This is a genomic window from Streptomyces sp. VRA16 Mangrove soil (assembly GCF_017377775.1).
Taxonomy (GTDB): domain Bacteria; phylum Actinomycetota; class Actinomycetes; order Streptomycetales; family Streptomycetaceae; genus Streptomyces.
In genome coordinates this window covers 22,534-36,031 of record NZ_JAFVLN010000020.1, presented here as the reverse complement: position 1 = coordinate 36,031, position 13,498 = coordinate 22,534, and the positions used below count along the sequence as shown (strand labels likewise).

At 74.8% G+C, this 13,498-nt stretch carries 11 protein-coding genes; 2 read left to right on the top strand and 9 right to left on the bottom strand.

The annotated features are described in order from the left end of the window. Positions 1–53: 53 nt before the first annotated feature. Both J3486_RS37200 and J3486_RS37195 read left to right on the top strand, forming a co-directional pair. Positions 54–1,256 carry an MFS transporter gene (locus J3486_RS37200; RefSeq protein WP_207828249.1) on the top strand — a complete coding sequence of 401 codons (1,203 nt, stop codon included), beginning with the start codon at positions 54–56 and terminating at the stop codon, positions 1,254–1,256. Between the two features lie 446 nt (positions 1,257–1,702). Next, positions 1,703–2,578 carry a RimK family alpha-L-glutamate ligase gene (locus J3486_RS37195; protein ID WP_207828247.1) on the top strand — a complete coding sequence of 292 codons (876 nt, stop codon included), beginning with the start codon at positions 1,703–1,705 and terminating at the stop codon, positions 2,576–2,578. 40 nt (positions 2,579–2,618) lie between these two features. Here the strand turns inward: J3486_RS37195 and J3486_RS37190 are convergent, their stop codons facing one another. From J3486_RS37190 to J3486_RS37150, 9 genes are read right to left on the bottom strand one after another with little or no spacing between them, the layout of a single operon-like run. Next, positions 2,619–3,215: a hypothetical protein gene (locus J3486_RS37190; RefSeq protein WP_207828245.1), complete on the bottom strand. Its 597-nt coding sequence runs from the start codon at positions 3,213–3,215 to the stop codon at positions 2,619–2,621. Further along, positions 3,181–4,158: an FkbM family methyltransferase gene (locus J3486_RS37185; RefSeq protein WP_207828243.1), complete on the bottom strand. Its 978-nt coding sequence runs from the start codon at positions 4,156–4,158 to the stop codon at positions 3,181–3,183. The genes J3486_RS37190 and J3486_RS37185 overlap by 35 nt, the downstream gene beginning before the upstream one ends. Beyond that, positions 4,155–4,382, bottom strand: coding sequence for a Trm112 family protein (locus J3486_RS37180; protein WP_207828241.1), 228 nt, complete (start codon positions 4,380–4,382; stop codon positions 4,155–4,157). The genes J3486_RS37185 and J3486_RS37180 overlap by 4 nt, the downstream gene beginning before the upstream one ends. After that, positions 4,372–5,292, bottom strand: a complete 921-nt coding sequence (locus tag J3486_RS37175) for a hypothetical protein (RefSeq protein WP_207828239.1) — start codon at positions 5,290–5,292, stop codon at positions 4,372–4,374. Before J3486_RS37175 ends, J3486_RS37180 begins: the two co-directional genes overlap by 11 nt. 6 nt (positions 5,293–5,298) lie before the next feature. Then, positions 5,299–6,054, bottom strand: coding sequence for a bifunctional 2-polyprenyl-6-hydroxyphenol methylase/3-demethylubiquinol 3-O-methyltransferase UbiG (locus J3486_RS37170; RefSeq protein WP_207828238.1), 756 nt, complete (start codon positions 6,052–6,054; stop codon positions 5,299–5,301). Beyond that, on the bottom strand, positions 6,051–7,346 hold the full coding sequence (locus tag J3486_RS37165) for a condensation protein (RefSeq protein ID WP_207828237.1): 1,296 nt from the start codon (positions 7,344–7,346) through the stop codon (positions 6,051–6,053). The genes J3486_RS37170 and J3486_RS37165 overlap by 4 nt, the downstream gene beginning before the upstream one ends. Beyond that, the gene (locus J3486_RS37160; RefSeq protein ID WP_207828236.1) at positions 7,343–11,512 is read right to left on the bottom strand and encodes an alpha-(1->3)-arabinofuranosyltransferase family protein; all 4,170 of its coding nucleotides are present in this window, start codon (positions 11,510–11,512) and stop codon (positions 7,343–7,345) included. Before J3486_RS37160 ends, J3486_RS37165 begins: the two co-directional genes overlap by 4 nt. After that, positions 11,509–12,249 (bottom strand): class I SAM-dependent methyltransferase, encoded by a 741-nt coding sequence (locus J3486_RS37155; protein ID WP_207828235.1) that lies wholly within the window; start codon positions 12,247–12,249, stop codon positions 11,509–11,511. Before J3486_RS37155 ends, J3486_RS37160 begins: the two co-directional genes overlap by 4 nt. Then, complete coding sequence (locus J3486_RS37150; protein ID WP_207828234.1) at positions 12,246–13,388, bottom strand: glycosyltransferase family 4 protein; 1,143 nt, start codon at positions 13,386–13,388, stop codon at positions 12,246–12,248. Before J3486_RS37150 ends, J3486_RS37155 begins: the two co-directional genes overlap by 4 nt. Between the last annotated feature and the right edge of the window lie 110 nt (positions 13,389–13,498).

Sequence of the window (13,498 nt, the reverse complement as noted above, 5' to 3'; positions counted from 1 at the left end):
ACGCCGACGGCCCCGTGGTGAAGCGTCCCGCCGGGCGACGGAAGGGACGCGCCGTGCCGTCGGCGACCTATCGCTCTCTCCTGCGCACCCCCGGTGCCGCAGCCTTCTTCCTCTCCGCCTGCCTCGGGCGGGTCGGGCTCGCCATGACCGGGCTCGGCATGGTGTGGCTGGTCCACGCCCGTACCGGTTCCTACGGTGACGCGGGCCTCGTCACCGGCTGCTTCGCCGTCACCGACGCGCTCGCCGGGCCCCAACTGGGGCGGCTCGTCGACCGGTTCGGGCAGACGCGCACCCTGCCCGGCACGGTCCTCGCGCACGCCGGGGCCGTCGCCCTGCTGGTGACGGGCGCGGTGCCCGACCCCGTCGCCGGGGCGCTCGTCGGGGCGACGCTGCCGCAGATCAGTGCCTTCGCCGCCGCCCGCTGGTCGGCCCTGCTGCACGACGGGCCGGCCGACGCGCTGCCGCGCGCCTACGCCCTCGAATCGCTGGCCAACGGGCTCTCCTTCCTCGCCGGGCCCGCCCTGGTCAGCGCGGCCGGGGCGGCGGGTCACCCGCGCCTGGGCACCCTGCTCGCCGCGGCGCTCGTCGTCTGCGGCGGGCTCGCGCTCGCCGCGCAGCGCCGCACCGCGCCCCCGGTCGAGGGGCGGGCGGCCCGGAAGGGGGCCGGGCGGGCCCTGTTCAGCCCGGCCTTCGCCCGACTCGTCGCGATCACTCTCGTCCTGGGCGTGTACTTCGGCGCCCAGCAGGTCTCCATCGGCGCGTACGCCGTGCGGCGCGGCACCCCGGCCCTGGCGCCGGTGCTGTACGCCGTCTCCAACTGCACGTCGCTGGTGGGCGGTTGGCTGTACGGGTTGCGGCGCTGGCGGTCGGCTCCCGTCCGGCAGCGCACCGTCGTCTGTGCCGCGCTCGCCGCCGTCGTGCTGCCGCTGACCGTGCTCGACGCTCCGCTGCCGGTCGCCGTCTGTCTCGCGCTGACCGGGTTCGCCGTGCCGCCGCTGTTGATCCTGTTCTCGTTGCTGACCGAGTCGACGGTGCCGCGCGCGGTGCTCACGCAGGCCTTCACCTGGGGTGGGTCGGCCAGTGCGGCGGGTATCGCGGTGTCCGGGGCGGTCGCGGGGCGGGCGGTGGATGTCGGCGGGGCGCACGGTGGTTTCCTCGTCTCGGCCGTGGCGACGGTGGGGATGACCCTGATCTCGGCGTGGCCCCGTCGGACGGCGAGCCGCCTCGCCGGGGCACGCAGTTCCCCGCGCCCCTGAGAACCCGGCCCCGCCGACTGCCGCCGCGGGCTTTCCGGCCGGGGTGGCGCCCGGTCGCCCCCGCCGCCTTGGGCAATCTGCCGCCATGGGCTTTCCCGCCCCGGTCGGCTGCCGCGCCGCCTTGGGCAATCTGCCGCCATGGGCGGCAGGGTGGGCAAGGCGGCCCCCGGCGCGGGGCGAGCGCTTCAATCCGGCGTCCAGCTCGGTCCCGGTCGCGCCGTCGCCGACCGCAGCCCCGGTGGGGGCTGGTCGCGCAGTTCCCCGCGCCCCTTACGGGGCACGGTCGCAGCCCCGCGTACCTGGCGGGGCACGGGCGCAGCCCCGCCTACCTGGCGGGGCGCGGGCGCAGCCCCGCGTACCTGGCCGGGTGTGGGCGCGGGCCCGGCGTTAGCCTCGGGGAGTCAGGAAGCTCGTACAGCGGAACGCAGCACAGGAGCCCCCCGCGCATGCCCCATATAGCCCTCGCCACCTATCGCCCCGGCCCCGACCAGCCCGTCGACCGCGATCTCCCGCTGCTCGCGGCCGAGTTGGAGAGCGCGGGCGCCACCGCCTCGGTCGTCGCGTGGGACGACCCGCAGGCCGACTGGGCGGCGTACGACCTCGTCGTGGTCCGGTCGACCTGGGACTACAGCTGGCGGCGCGGCGAGTTCCTGGAGTGGGCCGCGCGGTGCGCCGCCGTCACCCGGATCGCCAACCCCGTCGAGGTGCTCCGCTGGAGCACCGACAAGCGGTACCTCGGTGAACTCGCCGACGCCGGGGTGCCCACCGTGCCCACCGCGTACGTCGCGCCGGGCGACACCCCCGACCTGCCCCGCGACCGCGCGTTCGTCGTCAAGCCGACGTCCGGAGCCGGCGCCCGCTACGCCGCCCGCTATGCCCCGGCCGAACGGGACGCCGCGCTGCGGCAGTTGGCCCGGATGCACACCGAGGGCCTGACGGCCATGGTGCAGCCGTACGTCGAGGGGATCGACGTCAGCGGCGAGCGCGCCGTGCTCTTCTACGGCGGCCGGTTCCTGCACTCCATCCGCAAGGGCGCCGTGCTCGCCGAGGGAGTCGCCTTCGACGCCCGTAAGGTCGCCCACCCGTCACTGGAGCCGTGGCAGCCCACCGAAGCCGAATGCGCCGTCGCCGAGCGGGCGTTGGCGGCCGTCCCAGGGGGCCCGGAGCAACTGCTGTACGCGCGCGTGGACCTGGTCGACGGCGCGGACGGGCAGCCGTGCGTGATGGAGCTGGAGCTCGTCGAGCCGAACCTGTTCCTGACCGCCGTGCACCCCGGCTCGGCACCGGTGGTCGCCGAGGCGATCCTCAAGGCGGTGCAGTGAGAGAAGGCAGGCGCCGGACTGCCTCACGCCGTGGCCCCGCCTAGACCGTCTCCCAGCGTTGCAGCAGCCCGTAGGTGAACTCCGCCCGCACCTCGCGCGGCGTCCCCGCCTCGTCCGGCGCCGTGAACGCCAGGCCCCAGCGGGTCGGCGCGGTCCCCTCCAGCGGGCGGGCCGGGGCGAACGCGCGGGCCGCCTCGTCGACCGTGCACGACCACGGGACGAGGTCCGCCGTGGTGCGCAGCGCGGGCCCGGCCGTGCCGGGGGCGCGGATCAGCCAGTCGTTCCAGACCGCGCCCTGCGGGGAGAGGAGCACCTCGAAGCGCAGGCCGGGCCAGAGCGGCACCGGCCACAGCAGCGCCTCGCACTCCATGTCGCCGATCTTCCGCACCAGCGTGCGCTCCGGGGCGCCCAGCACCGAGCGGTAGCGGGAGACCGCCGCCCGTGCGCGCGGCGAGCGGACCATGGCCTGCCAGCGGCGGTTCGCCTCCCGCATGTCGGCGACGGAGACCCCCAGGTCGGCGCGGGCGGTCTCGACAAGGTCCGGGTTGTGGTCGGCCATCCGGCGCAGCAGCACGAGTTGGAAGTGCAGCGGGGTGAAGGGGTCAGCGGGGCCGGCGGCCGGTGTGGGGCGTGGCATGTCTCCCATGGTCGCGCAGGTCGCCCGACCCGTGCTCGCGTACGTCGCCCGACTCGTGCCCGGGTATGTCGTCGGACCCGGGCCCGCGTACAGCGTCCGACTCGTGCCCGCGTACGTCGTCGGCCCCGTGCCCGCTTACGTCATCGGCCCCGTGCCCACGTACGGCGCCGGGGGCGCGCCCCTCCGGCAGGAACAGCACCGAGTTCACATAGCGGGGGCGGCGCCCCGCCGGGGTGAGCGCCCGTCGTAGCAGCCCCTGCGCGGCCAGGTGGGCGGCGCCGCGCTGGTGTGCCGCCAGATCGAAGGACGGCAGCGGCAGCCAGCTGCGGCCCGGCAGTACCCAGCCCTCGTAGCCGAGCGCCCGCAGATGGCCGATGACCGGGGCGATCGGCTGGATGCGGGTCTCCAGCTCGATGAAGAGGGCCGGGCGGTCGCGGGTCAGAAGGGTGTGCGCGCCGCGCAGCACGGGCAGCTCCGCCCCGTCCACGTCGATCTTCACGAAGTCCACGTCGTGGAGCGCGAGTTCGTCGAGGGTGACGCACGGCACCGGGTGGCCGCTCGCCGCGTGCAGGCCGGCGCGGCGCACCAGCGAGGAGACGCCGCGTTCGCCCCGCTCGTCGTCGGGCGGCTGCCACAGCAGGGCCGTGCCGTGCCGGTCCCCGGCCGCCGCCCGTACGACCCGTACGTTCGCGGGCGCCGACGCGGCGAGGGTACGGGCCAGGTGCGGAACCGGTTCCAGGGTGACCACCTGCCGGGCGCGGGCCGCGAGGCGGTGCGTCCACGGCCCGTACCAGCCGCCGACGTCGACCGCCGTGCCGCCGGACGGCACCATGTCGGACAGCCGGGCCAGCTCGGGCTCGAAGCGCGGGTACAGGGCGCGGGCGGTGGCGGCGGTGAGCCGGGCCGGCAGCCAGGGGGCGAGGCGGGCGGCGAGCGTGGTCACGGGACCACCCGGCGGGCCTCGTCGAGACGTTTCAGGAGGCGCTCGTGCTCGTCCTCGGTGACCTGCTCACCGGACGACGGCAGCAGCTGCGGGATGCCGTCGACGACGGGATAGCGGCGCTGCAGCCGTGGGTTGTACAGCGCGTCGCCGTCCGGCAGCAGCACGAGCGGGCCCTTGTCGAGCGGGCAGGCCAGGATCCTCAGCAGCGGGTCGTCAGGGTTCATGGGGCATCAACTCCCTCGGGGTGGCGGTCGGTTCGACGGACGGGGCCGCGTCGTGCTTCGGCATCAGCAGGAGGACGACGACGGCGAGCGCGGTACCGGTGACCCGCAGGGCGAGCCGCGCCGGCTCGTGCGGCAGCGACTCGCCGAACGCGAGCGTGCCGAGCACCGCGGTGAACAGGCACGTCACCGTCGTGCACACCGGCACGATCAGCGAGGCCCGGCAGCGCTGGAGCGCCGCCTGCGACATGACGAGCCCGCACGCGCCGGTGCACAGCAACAGATACGGGTACGGGGACGCGAACAGGCGCGGGATGTCCGGCAGCAGCCCGGACGCGCCCTTGATCGCCAGCGAGCTGACCCCGTAGAGCAGGCCGACCGCGACGCCGTACTCGACCCCGGTGGTCGGCATCCGGTGCCGGTGGCGGGCGCGCCGCTCGGCCGCCGCGTACAGGTACAGGCCCGCCGCGAGCGACGGCAGGCACACGGTCAGGATCAGCGGGGCCGGGGCGCCGCCCCCGATGGTGTCGCCGCCCTGCCGCAGCGACAGCACGACCATCAGCAGCGCGGCCAGGATCGCGCCGATGGCGTACCGCTCACGCCCCGAGGTCCGCTCGCCGAGCAGCCGCGCCGACAGCAGCAGCAACAGCACGAGACCGGAGACGAAGATGCCCTGCGCCGCGGCGATCGGCAGCGTCCGGTAGACGGCGAGCTGCGCGCCGAACCCGGAGGCGAGCGCCACCGAACCCGCCAGCCACAGCGGGCTGGTCACCACGTGCCGCAGCAGCCGCACGGGCCGGCGCACACTCACCTCGGGCAGCGCGGTCAGGGCCCGCTTCTCCAGGACGAACCCGACGCTGTACAGCGTGTTCGCGAGCAGGGCCGCGCCGACGCCCCACGCCACGGCGGGCATCGCCGGTCACGTCCTTCGGGCGTGCAGCAGGAGGATCGAGGCGAGCGACGGCGCGGCGCAGGCCAGCCGGTCCAGGGGACGCAAGGGGCGCGGCACTCCGTGGAACGGGGCCCCTGACACGCGTACGACGTCGAAACCGGACGCCGTGACGAACTCCCGCAGTGCGCGCGGGGTGTAGAGCCGCAGATGGCCGACGACCTCGCGCCCCGGCCTGCCGTGGATCGCGCGCAGGCTCACCTCGGAGAACACCGGTTGCACCCCCGCGAGGAGCAGCGCCCGGTTGTACCAGGCGGCCAGGTTCGGGGTGGACAGGAGGAGGTGGCCGCCGGGGCGCAGCACACGGCGGAGTTCGTCGAGCGCGGCGTCCGGGTCGACGAGGTGCTCGACGACCTCGCTGAACACGACGGCGTCGGCGCTCCCGGACGCGAACGGCAGCCCGTGGCCGCTGAGTTCGCCCCGTACGACGTGCGGGACGCGGGTCGCCGCGCGGCGCAGGGCGCCCTGCGACCAGTCGACGCCGACGATCCGGTGCCGGGCGGGGAGCAGCCGGGCGGCCGTGGCCGTCGCGGTGCCGTCGCCGCAGCCGATGTCGAGGATCACGGCGCCCTGGCGGCAACCGGTTTCGGCGGCCAGGGCGGCGGCGAGGAGCCGGGTCTGGCGCAGGGTGCGCGGGGTGCCGGAGGCGACGGGGGTCGCGGGGTCCTCGTAGAGGTCGCGCAGGCTCGACGGGGCTTTCGCGGCGGCTTTCGCGGGGGCGCTCATGGTGCCTCCTCCTGTGTCGCGTGGAGGTGGTGCTCGAAGAGGTCGCGCAGATGCGCCCCGTCGCCGTGGCTCAGGAGCGTGCGCGACCAGCGCAGGGCCAGATGGAGCCGGCCCGCCGTGGACGCGGTGGTGACGGTCAGGCCGCGCGGCATCCGGGCCGGGGCCGAGAACCAGACGGCGCTCGCCCGCCCGCCGTCGCCGAAGTCCAGCGGGTACGGGATGCGGCCGATGTTGCTGAGCAGGGTCGTCGAGGTCCACGGGCCGGCCGCCGTGCGCAGCGCGCGGGTGGCGGCGGCCCGCCAGGCGACCGGGGCGTACGGCGTCGTCAACAGGGCCGCGCCGTGGCCGAGCTGGGGCCGCACGAGGGACTTGAGGGCGGCGGTGCGGGTCGCCGTCCGCCGGAGCAGCTCCGGCATCGGCAGTGTCAACTCGGCTGGTGTGAGGGCTACTTCGACGAGTCGTGTGCCGTTCCCGATCGGCATCGTCTCGTCCCGTGGCCGGTCGTCGACCGGCATGGTGATGCGCAGCGGGCGGTGCGGGCGGTGGACGCCGTGCTCCTCGTTCCAGTAGGCGATCGTGCGCGCCGTGGCCACCATCAGCTGGTCGTTCACCGTGTACGGGGCGCCCTTGGGACGGCGCGGCACGGGCAGCTCGCAGACCAGCAGGCCGTTGCCCGGCCGCGGCTCGGGCGTGCCGGGAGCCACCCGGGCCGGGCGCGCCCACGACGACGGCGGGGGCTGCGCGGCGGCGGGCGCCGGAGCGGGCGGCGCGGCGGGCGGCGCACTGTTGTCCCGGCCGCCGTACAGCTCGGCCGCCGTGGCCAGCACCCGCAGGCACGCCGGGCCGTCGAGCGCGGTGTGGTTGATGGTGACGACGAGGATCGAGGTGCCCGTCCTCGGCTCCTCGATCACCTCCACGCGGACCGGCGGCGACGCGGTGAGCGGCGGCGCCTGGTCGAGGCACCTGGCGCGGGCCCGCTTCAGCGCGTCCGGGCCCGGGGCGGGGAAGCCGACCGGGTGCACCTCGGGCCCCTCGGTCAGCTCCCACTCGTACCGCCTGCCGTACCAGCGGCGCGGCGCCTCGCGCATCAGGATCCGGGGGTGCCGGCGCAGCGCCTCGGTGAACGCCGTGCTGAACCGGCTCGCCTCCAGCCGCCCCGTGAGGTGCACCTCGATGTGCACGGTCTCCGGCTCCTGGTCCTGGAGGCAGTGCCGGGAGACCTCGTCGACCGTGGGGAACGGGATCCGCTTGCCGCGGGGGGAGCGGGTGGGGTTCTCGTCCAGGGTGGTCATGGGGTGCCGCCTTCCTGGGTACGGGCCTCGGGGCTCGGTCCTGGACCGCGCTCCTCGATCGCCGGAGGCGCTTGGGCGTGCCGTCGCGTCCGTCCGGGAACGGTCACCGCGGCGGCGAACAGCGCGGTCAGAGCGAGGAGTTGGGCCGCGCCGCTGTACGCCCCCTGCCCGTCCCGTACCGGCTCGCCCGCGCCCACGGCCGCGACGACACCGGCCGCCGCCATCGCCAGGAACGCGAGCGGCACCAGCCAGGTGTGCCGCCACCGGGCGACCAGGGCGAGCACCGGGACGAGCGCCGCCCACGGCCCGGCGATCACCACGCCCACGAGGGTGAGCACGACGCCGCCGAGGATCCACCCGGGGGCGGGCGGCGCCACGGCCTGCTCCCCGGCAATCTCCCGGCGCCGCCACAGCGCGAGGCCCACCAGCGTGGCCAGTGCCACCGCGGCGCCGATCAGTCCCGCGTCGTACGTCGTCGCGGGCTCGTAGGACAGCTTGACCGTGCCGCCCGCGCCCTCCGGGACCAGCCACGCCTGCTGCCAGCCGTCGAGCCGCAGGGCGGTCAGCTTCTTGCCGTCGAGGGTGGCCTGCCAGCCGTCGTTGGCGTTCTCGTACATCGTCAGATACGTGGCCTCGCCGGACCCGACCTGGACCGTGCGCCGGTCGCCGAGCCAGTCGCGGACGGTCAGATCGCGGCTGGTGGGCGTGGCCTTGGCCGCGTCCGCCGCGTCGGCGCCGGTGAGCGTGACCGTCGTCAGCGCCAGGGCGCCGCCGCGCGCCGTGTCGAAGGTGTGCGGACCGGCGGACAGGTCGAGGCCGTCGCACAGGGTGACGGTGACGGGACGGCGTTCGGTGAGGTCGGCGACGGTGCCCTTGACGGAGGTGCGGTGCGCGGTGCCGTCGATGACGACGGCGGGACCCTTGCCGCAGGGCAGCCTGAACTTCCGCTCCGGCGTGGGCTGTTGGACCCGGTAGCCGTCCAGCGTCGGGATGTACGCCTCGGTCAGCCCCACGGGCAGCTGCAGATCCTCGTCGGCGAGCGGGTTGAAGACCTTCAGGGGCGCCGTCTGCGTGAGGGTGACGTCGAGCCGGTCGGTGGTGATCGGGTCGAAGCGGGCCACCCCGTTCTCGTCGACGCCCGCGACCGCCGCGCCGTCCGGACTGCTGATCTCGATCTGCACGGGCCGCGTCGACAGACCGCCGGCGGCGGGCAGCACGAGCGTGGAGACCGGCTGCTTGTCCGGCCAGCGCAGATGGATCGTCGGCCGGTCGCCGCCCGCGACCCAGGCGGTCGTCAGATCACCGTCGGTGAGATTGCGGGCGCTGGTGTTCGTGCCGATGCGCGCCGTGGAGTCGGCGGTGGCGGTGATCTTCCGCTGCTGGTCGGGCGCGACGGAGTAGAGGAGCTTGTCCAGCGCGTCGGTCGCGGTGGGCGTGGCCGTCGCCTTGAACGTGTACCGGCCGGACGCGTCCGTCGTGAAGTGGCGGCGGAAGGACGCCTCGGTGTCGGTGAGGGTGAGCGCGCCGTCACCCGTGGCGCGGTGGAACGTGAACCGGTCGGCGCCCGCCGAGTCCGCCGGCAGCCGCAGCGCGCGCGTCACCCGCACCCCGGGAATCCTGATCTCGGAGAAACCCGCACCGGTCGCGGTGGACCGGGCGCGCTCGGTGTCGAGGATCGTCACCTTCAGCCAAGTCGCCCGACCCGCGGGGGACGTGACGGTCTGTCGGGTGCCGTCCGGCTGGAGCTGGACGGTCGTGGCGCCCTTGTCCGTCTCGATCCGTACGCGCGTGGGGGCGGCCCGCACGCCGCCGTCCTGCGGGAGCGGCGTCAGCTGGAGCGTGCCGGGGACACTGGTGGGCCGGTCGAAGGCGATCCGCAGCCACTCGCCCTTCCCAGAGTCGGCGGAACCCTCCGCCCACGCCGTGTCGGGATCGCCGTCGAAGGCGTTCACCGGGTCGAACTGGGGCAGTTGCAGCAACCAGTTGCCGTACGAGGACGCGGTCACCGAGCGGGCCCCGTCGATCCGGGCCGTGGTCTGATGGCCGATGCCGTCGCTCGGCAGGATCTGCTTCGGCTTCCCGCCGGGGTTCTCGGCGGCCCCGGGACCGTTCCGTTCGCTCTCCGTGTACGGGTACGAGGTGTGGGTGTTGACCAGGCCGAAGTCGGTGTCGGCGCGGCGCAGGCCGTCAACGGCCGTGTTCTGGGCGGGAGTTCCGATGCCGGGATGGTTGTCGCCGGTCAGCACGGCGGGCCGGTCGCGGAAGGTGGGGTCGGCGGAGAGTGTCAGCAGTGCCTCGGGGCCACCGCTGACCTGGGCCGTCTCGCGCACCGGCAGCAGGCCCGCCTGCCCCGGACGCAGGGTGCCGCTGTCGGGGGCGTAGACCTCCACGGCCCGCGAGCGCGGGTACAGGCCCTCGACCTGCGGCGGGGTGTTCTCGGCGATCCGGCCGCCGGTCACGGTCGGGCCGAAGCCCGTGACCCGGTGGAAGCCCGACTCACTGAGGCTGCGCTTGACGGTGGCCGTGGGGACGTAGCCGAACTGGTCGGGGTCGAGGTCGTTGCGTACCACTACGTAGTAGAGCCCGGCCCGGCTCAAGTAGTCCTGGAGGCCCGGGACTTCGGCGCCCGACATCAGCGCCTGCTCGACCGCGTCGAGAGCCCGCCGGTTGCCGGCCGTGCCGAACGGGACGAAGTCGCGCTGCGCCCACCGGGAATCGGCGAGCACATCCAGCGGCTGGTCGATGGGCGAGCCCCAGGTGTAGATGCCGTGGGCGGTCGCGGGCACCACGAGGGCACGCGAGTCGGGGGAGTACTTCTTCAGCCAGTCGGCGGTCGTCCGCCAGTAGGCGGGCAGCTTCTGGAACGAACCCGGCTGCAGGATCGAGCCGTTGAGATACGGCCACGCGAGCCCCGGCAGGATGAGGAGCGCGGCGATCAGCGGCGCGTACCGGCGGACGCGCACGGGCCGGGCGCCGCGCGGATTCGCGGCCACGCCCACGAGGTGGGCGAGGCCCAGCGCCAGCGCGAGCGCCAGGCCCGTCTGGAACTTGTACACGTTGCGGAACGGCGACAGACCGCCGTCCAGCCACGCCCTGACCGTCTCGTGGAAGGGCGCGCCGAACGAACCCCCGTATCCCGCCAGGGTGATGAGGGCCGCCGTCATGACGGTCAGCAGCAGCCAGCGGCGCTCCGGGACGTCCCGGCGGGCGAGCCCGGCCAGGCCGAGCCCGGCGGCCAGCGCCGAGCAGACGACGGTGACGGCGCTCGCGGCGACCGTCCACCCGGCGGGCAGCCACGCCTCGCCGAGATGCAGATACGCCACCCAGTTGCCCGCGCCGCGCAGCGTCTCGGTGGCCGCCATCGTCTCCGTCGTGGTCCTCGAACTCTCCACGTACGGCAGGAAGTTCTCGCCGTGCACGCCGAGCAGGAGCAGCGGGATCACCCACCACGCCGTGGCGAGCACCACCAGCGGGAACCACCACGCGATCTGCTTCCGTTTGCGCGGCGACGGCGGCCGGGACAGCAGGTACAGGCCCACCGGCAGCAGTGAGGCCAGCGTCGCCGCCGCGTTCACGCCGCCCATGAACGGAATGAGCAGCGCCGACCTGACCGCCGAAACACGGGCGCTGGTGCGGGGGTCGGCGAGCGGCAGCAGCACCCACGGCAGGAAGGCGCCCGGCAGCGCGGCCGCCGACGTGGAGCCGATGACGATCGTGAACGTCGGCCACAGCGCGTACGCCACCGCGCCGAGCAGCCGGCTGCCGGGACTGCCCACCCGCAGGCGTTCCGCGAGCCGCAGCGCGCCCCAGAACGCCACCGTCACCACGATCGACAGCCACAGCCGCTCGGCCAGCCACACCGGGACGTGCAGCAGATCGGCGAGACCGTAGTACGGCAGCATCGGGAACGCGTAGCCGATGTACTGGTCGGCGAGCCCGCCGAACCCGGCCCGGTCGTGCCACAACTGGCCCAGGTCCCCGATGAAGTGCCACGGGTCGAACGCGACGCCGAGCTTCGTCTCGAACGTCGCCCGGCCGGGGTGGACCGCGCAGAACGCCACGAAGGCCACGGCCCAGAAGGACAGCAGCCAGCGGCGCGAGCGCGGCCCCGGCTCGGGATCCGGGCCGGTCACCGCGGCGGGAGGGGCCTGGACCATGGTCGTCATGGGGGACACCGCCTGAGGATGAGGAGGAGGTTCCAGGTGGCGAACTCGCGCACCCCGGGCACCCGCGCGACCGCCTCGCTGAGGAACGGCCAGTAGCGGGAGCGCGCCGAGACGACCGTGACGTCGTCGCGGGCGCGGACATGGCGCAGCGTCGGACCGATGTGATGGGCGAAGAGGTTCTCGCCCAGTGTGTGCTTGGGCGCGTGCCCGGTGCGGCGGCGGTAGCGGGCCGTGGCACGGTCGGCGCCCAGATAGTGCCAGGGCGCCCACTCGTGCCCGCCCCACGGGGAGAACCAGTTGGTGAACGAGACGTAGATCAGCCCGTCGGGCCGCGTGACCCGCACCAGCTCGCCCAGGAACGTGTCCCGGTCGGCGACGTGCTCCAGGACGTTCGAGGAGAACGTGACGTCCGCCGCCGCGTCCGGCAGCGGCAGCAGATATCCGTCCGCGACGACCGTCGCCGCGGGCGGATGCGGGCCCAGTTCCCGGGTGTCCGGCTCCAGGAGGATCCCCTGCGCGCCGCGCGCCCGGAACTCCCGCGTGAAGTGACCGCTGCCGCCGCCCACGTCCACGACGACCTTGCCCGCCACCTTCCCGTACGCCTCGACCTGGTCGGCGGCGTCCCGGGCGAGCAGCGCGTAACAGGACTCGGGGTCGCGCTGCTCCCGCAGGAACGCCCGGAACAGTGCCACCGACCGTTTCAGGGAGGGATCTTTGAGAGCCGCGTCCGCCGTCATGGCTGCCGGCCCCTCACCGCCTCCGCCGCGACCGCTCTGAACTGCCGCACCGTACGGGCCCACCGGTACCCGGCCGCGCGCTCCTCCGCCGCCTTGCCCATCAGCTCCCTGCGGTGCGTGGACAGAGCGAGGGTGCACCAGGCCGCCGCGAACGACGACGGGCCGCCGGCCAGCAGCCCGGTGACCCCGTCCTCGACGGAGTCGCGCACCCCGGGCACGTCGAAGCCGACCGCCGGGGTGCCGCGCGCCGCAGCCTCCGTGATCACCAGGCCCCAGCCCTCGACCGCCGAGGGATGCAGCAGCAGCCACGCCTCGCACAGCAGCCGGTGCTTGACCGCCTCGCTCACATGGCCGGTGAACTCGACCCCGGGGCCGGCAAGGTGGCGCAGGCGCGGCTCCTCGGGCCCGTCGCCCACGATCACGAGCCGGCCGCCGGTGACCGGACGCACCCGCTCCCACAGGCGCAGCAGCAGATCGATCCGCTTGTACTCGACGAGCCGGCCCATCGCCAGGAACAGCGGCTCGGGGGAGCGGTCCGCGCGCGGGCCCGGCTCCGCGACCCCGTTGGGCACGAGCCGGATCCGGGCCGGGTCCACCCCGATGGCGTGCAGCGCGTTCGCCGTCGACGGCGAGACGGCGACGAGCAGATTGCCCCGCTGTGCTCCCGAGAGCGCCCAGTGTTCGAGTCTTCGGCCGAGATGCGCCGCGGGCGCCAGCGGCCCGCGCAGCCGCATCCGCCACAGCTCCGTATGGACGTGGTTGACCAGGCAGAGCGTGGGGCCGCGGTGCCACAGCGGGGCGAGGTACGGCATGCCGTTGCAGACCTCGACCAGCAGATCGCAGTCGGCGCCGACCTGGCGGGCGAACGCCGAGCGGGCGCGCAGATAGTGACCGGCCGGACCGCCCGCCGACACGACCCGGTAGTCCCGGAACGCCGCGGGGCCGCCGCACAGCAGCGTCACCTGGTGGCCGAGCCGGGTCAGCCCGTCGGCCAGCCGGTCGACTAGCAGCTCGGAGCCGCCCGCGGCCGGGTTGCCGAGGTCGCGATGGGCGAGGAAGACGATCCGGCGCGGGGCCGGCGGGAGCTGCGCGCCGGGTGGGGCGGCCGTACGCAGCGGCGAAGGCACGTGCTGGGGCATCGGTGCTCCAACTCGTCTCAGGGTGCGAACCGTGAGGGTGTGGGGGTGGGGGTGCCGGCTCGGCAGGGTGCGGTCTGCCGAGCCGAACCGGCGGGTACTGTGCGCAGCTT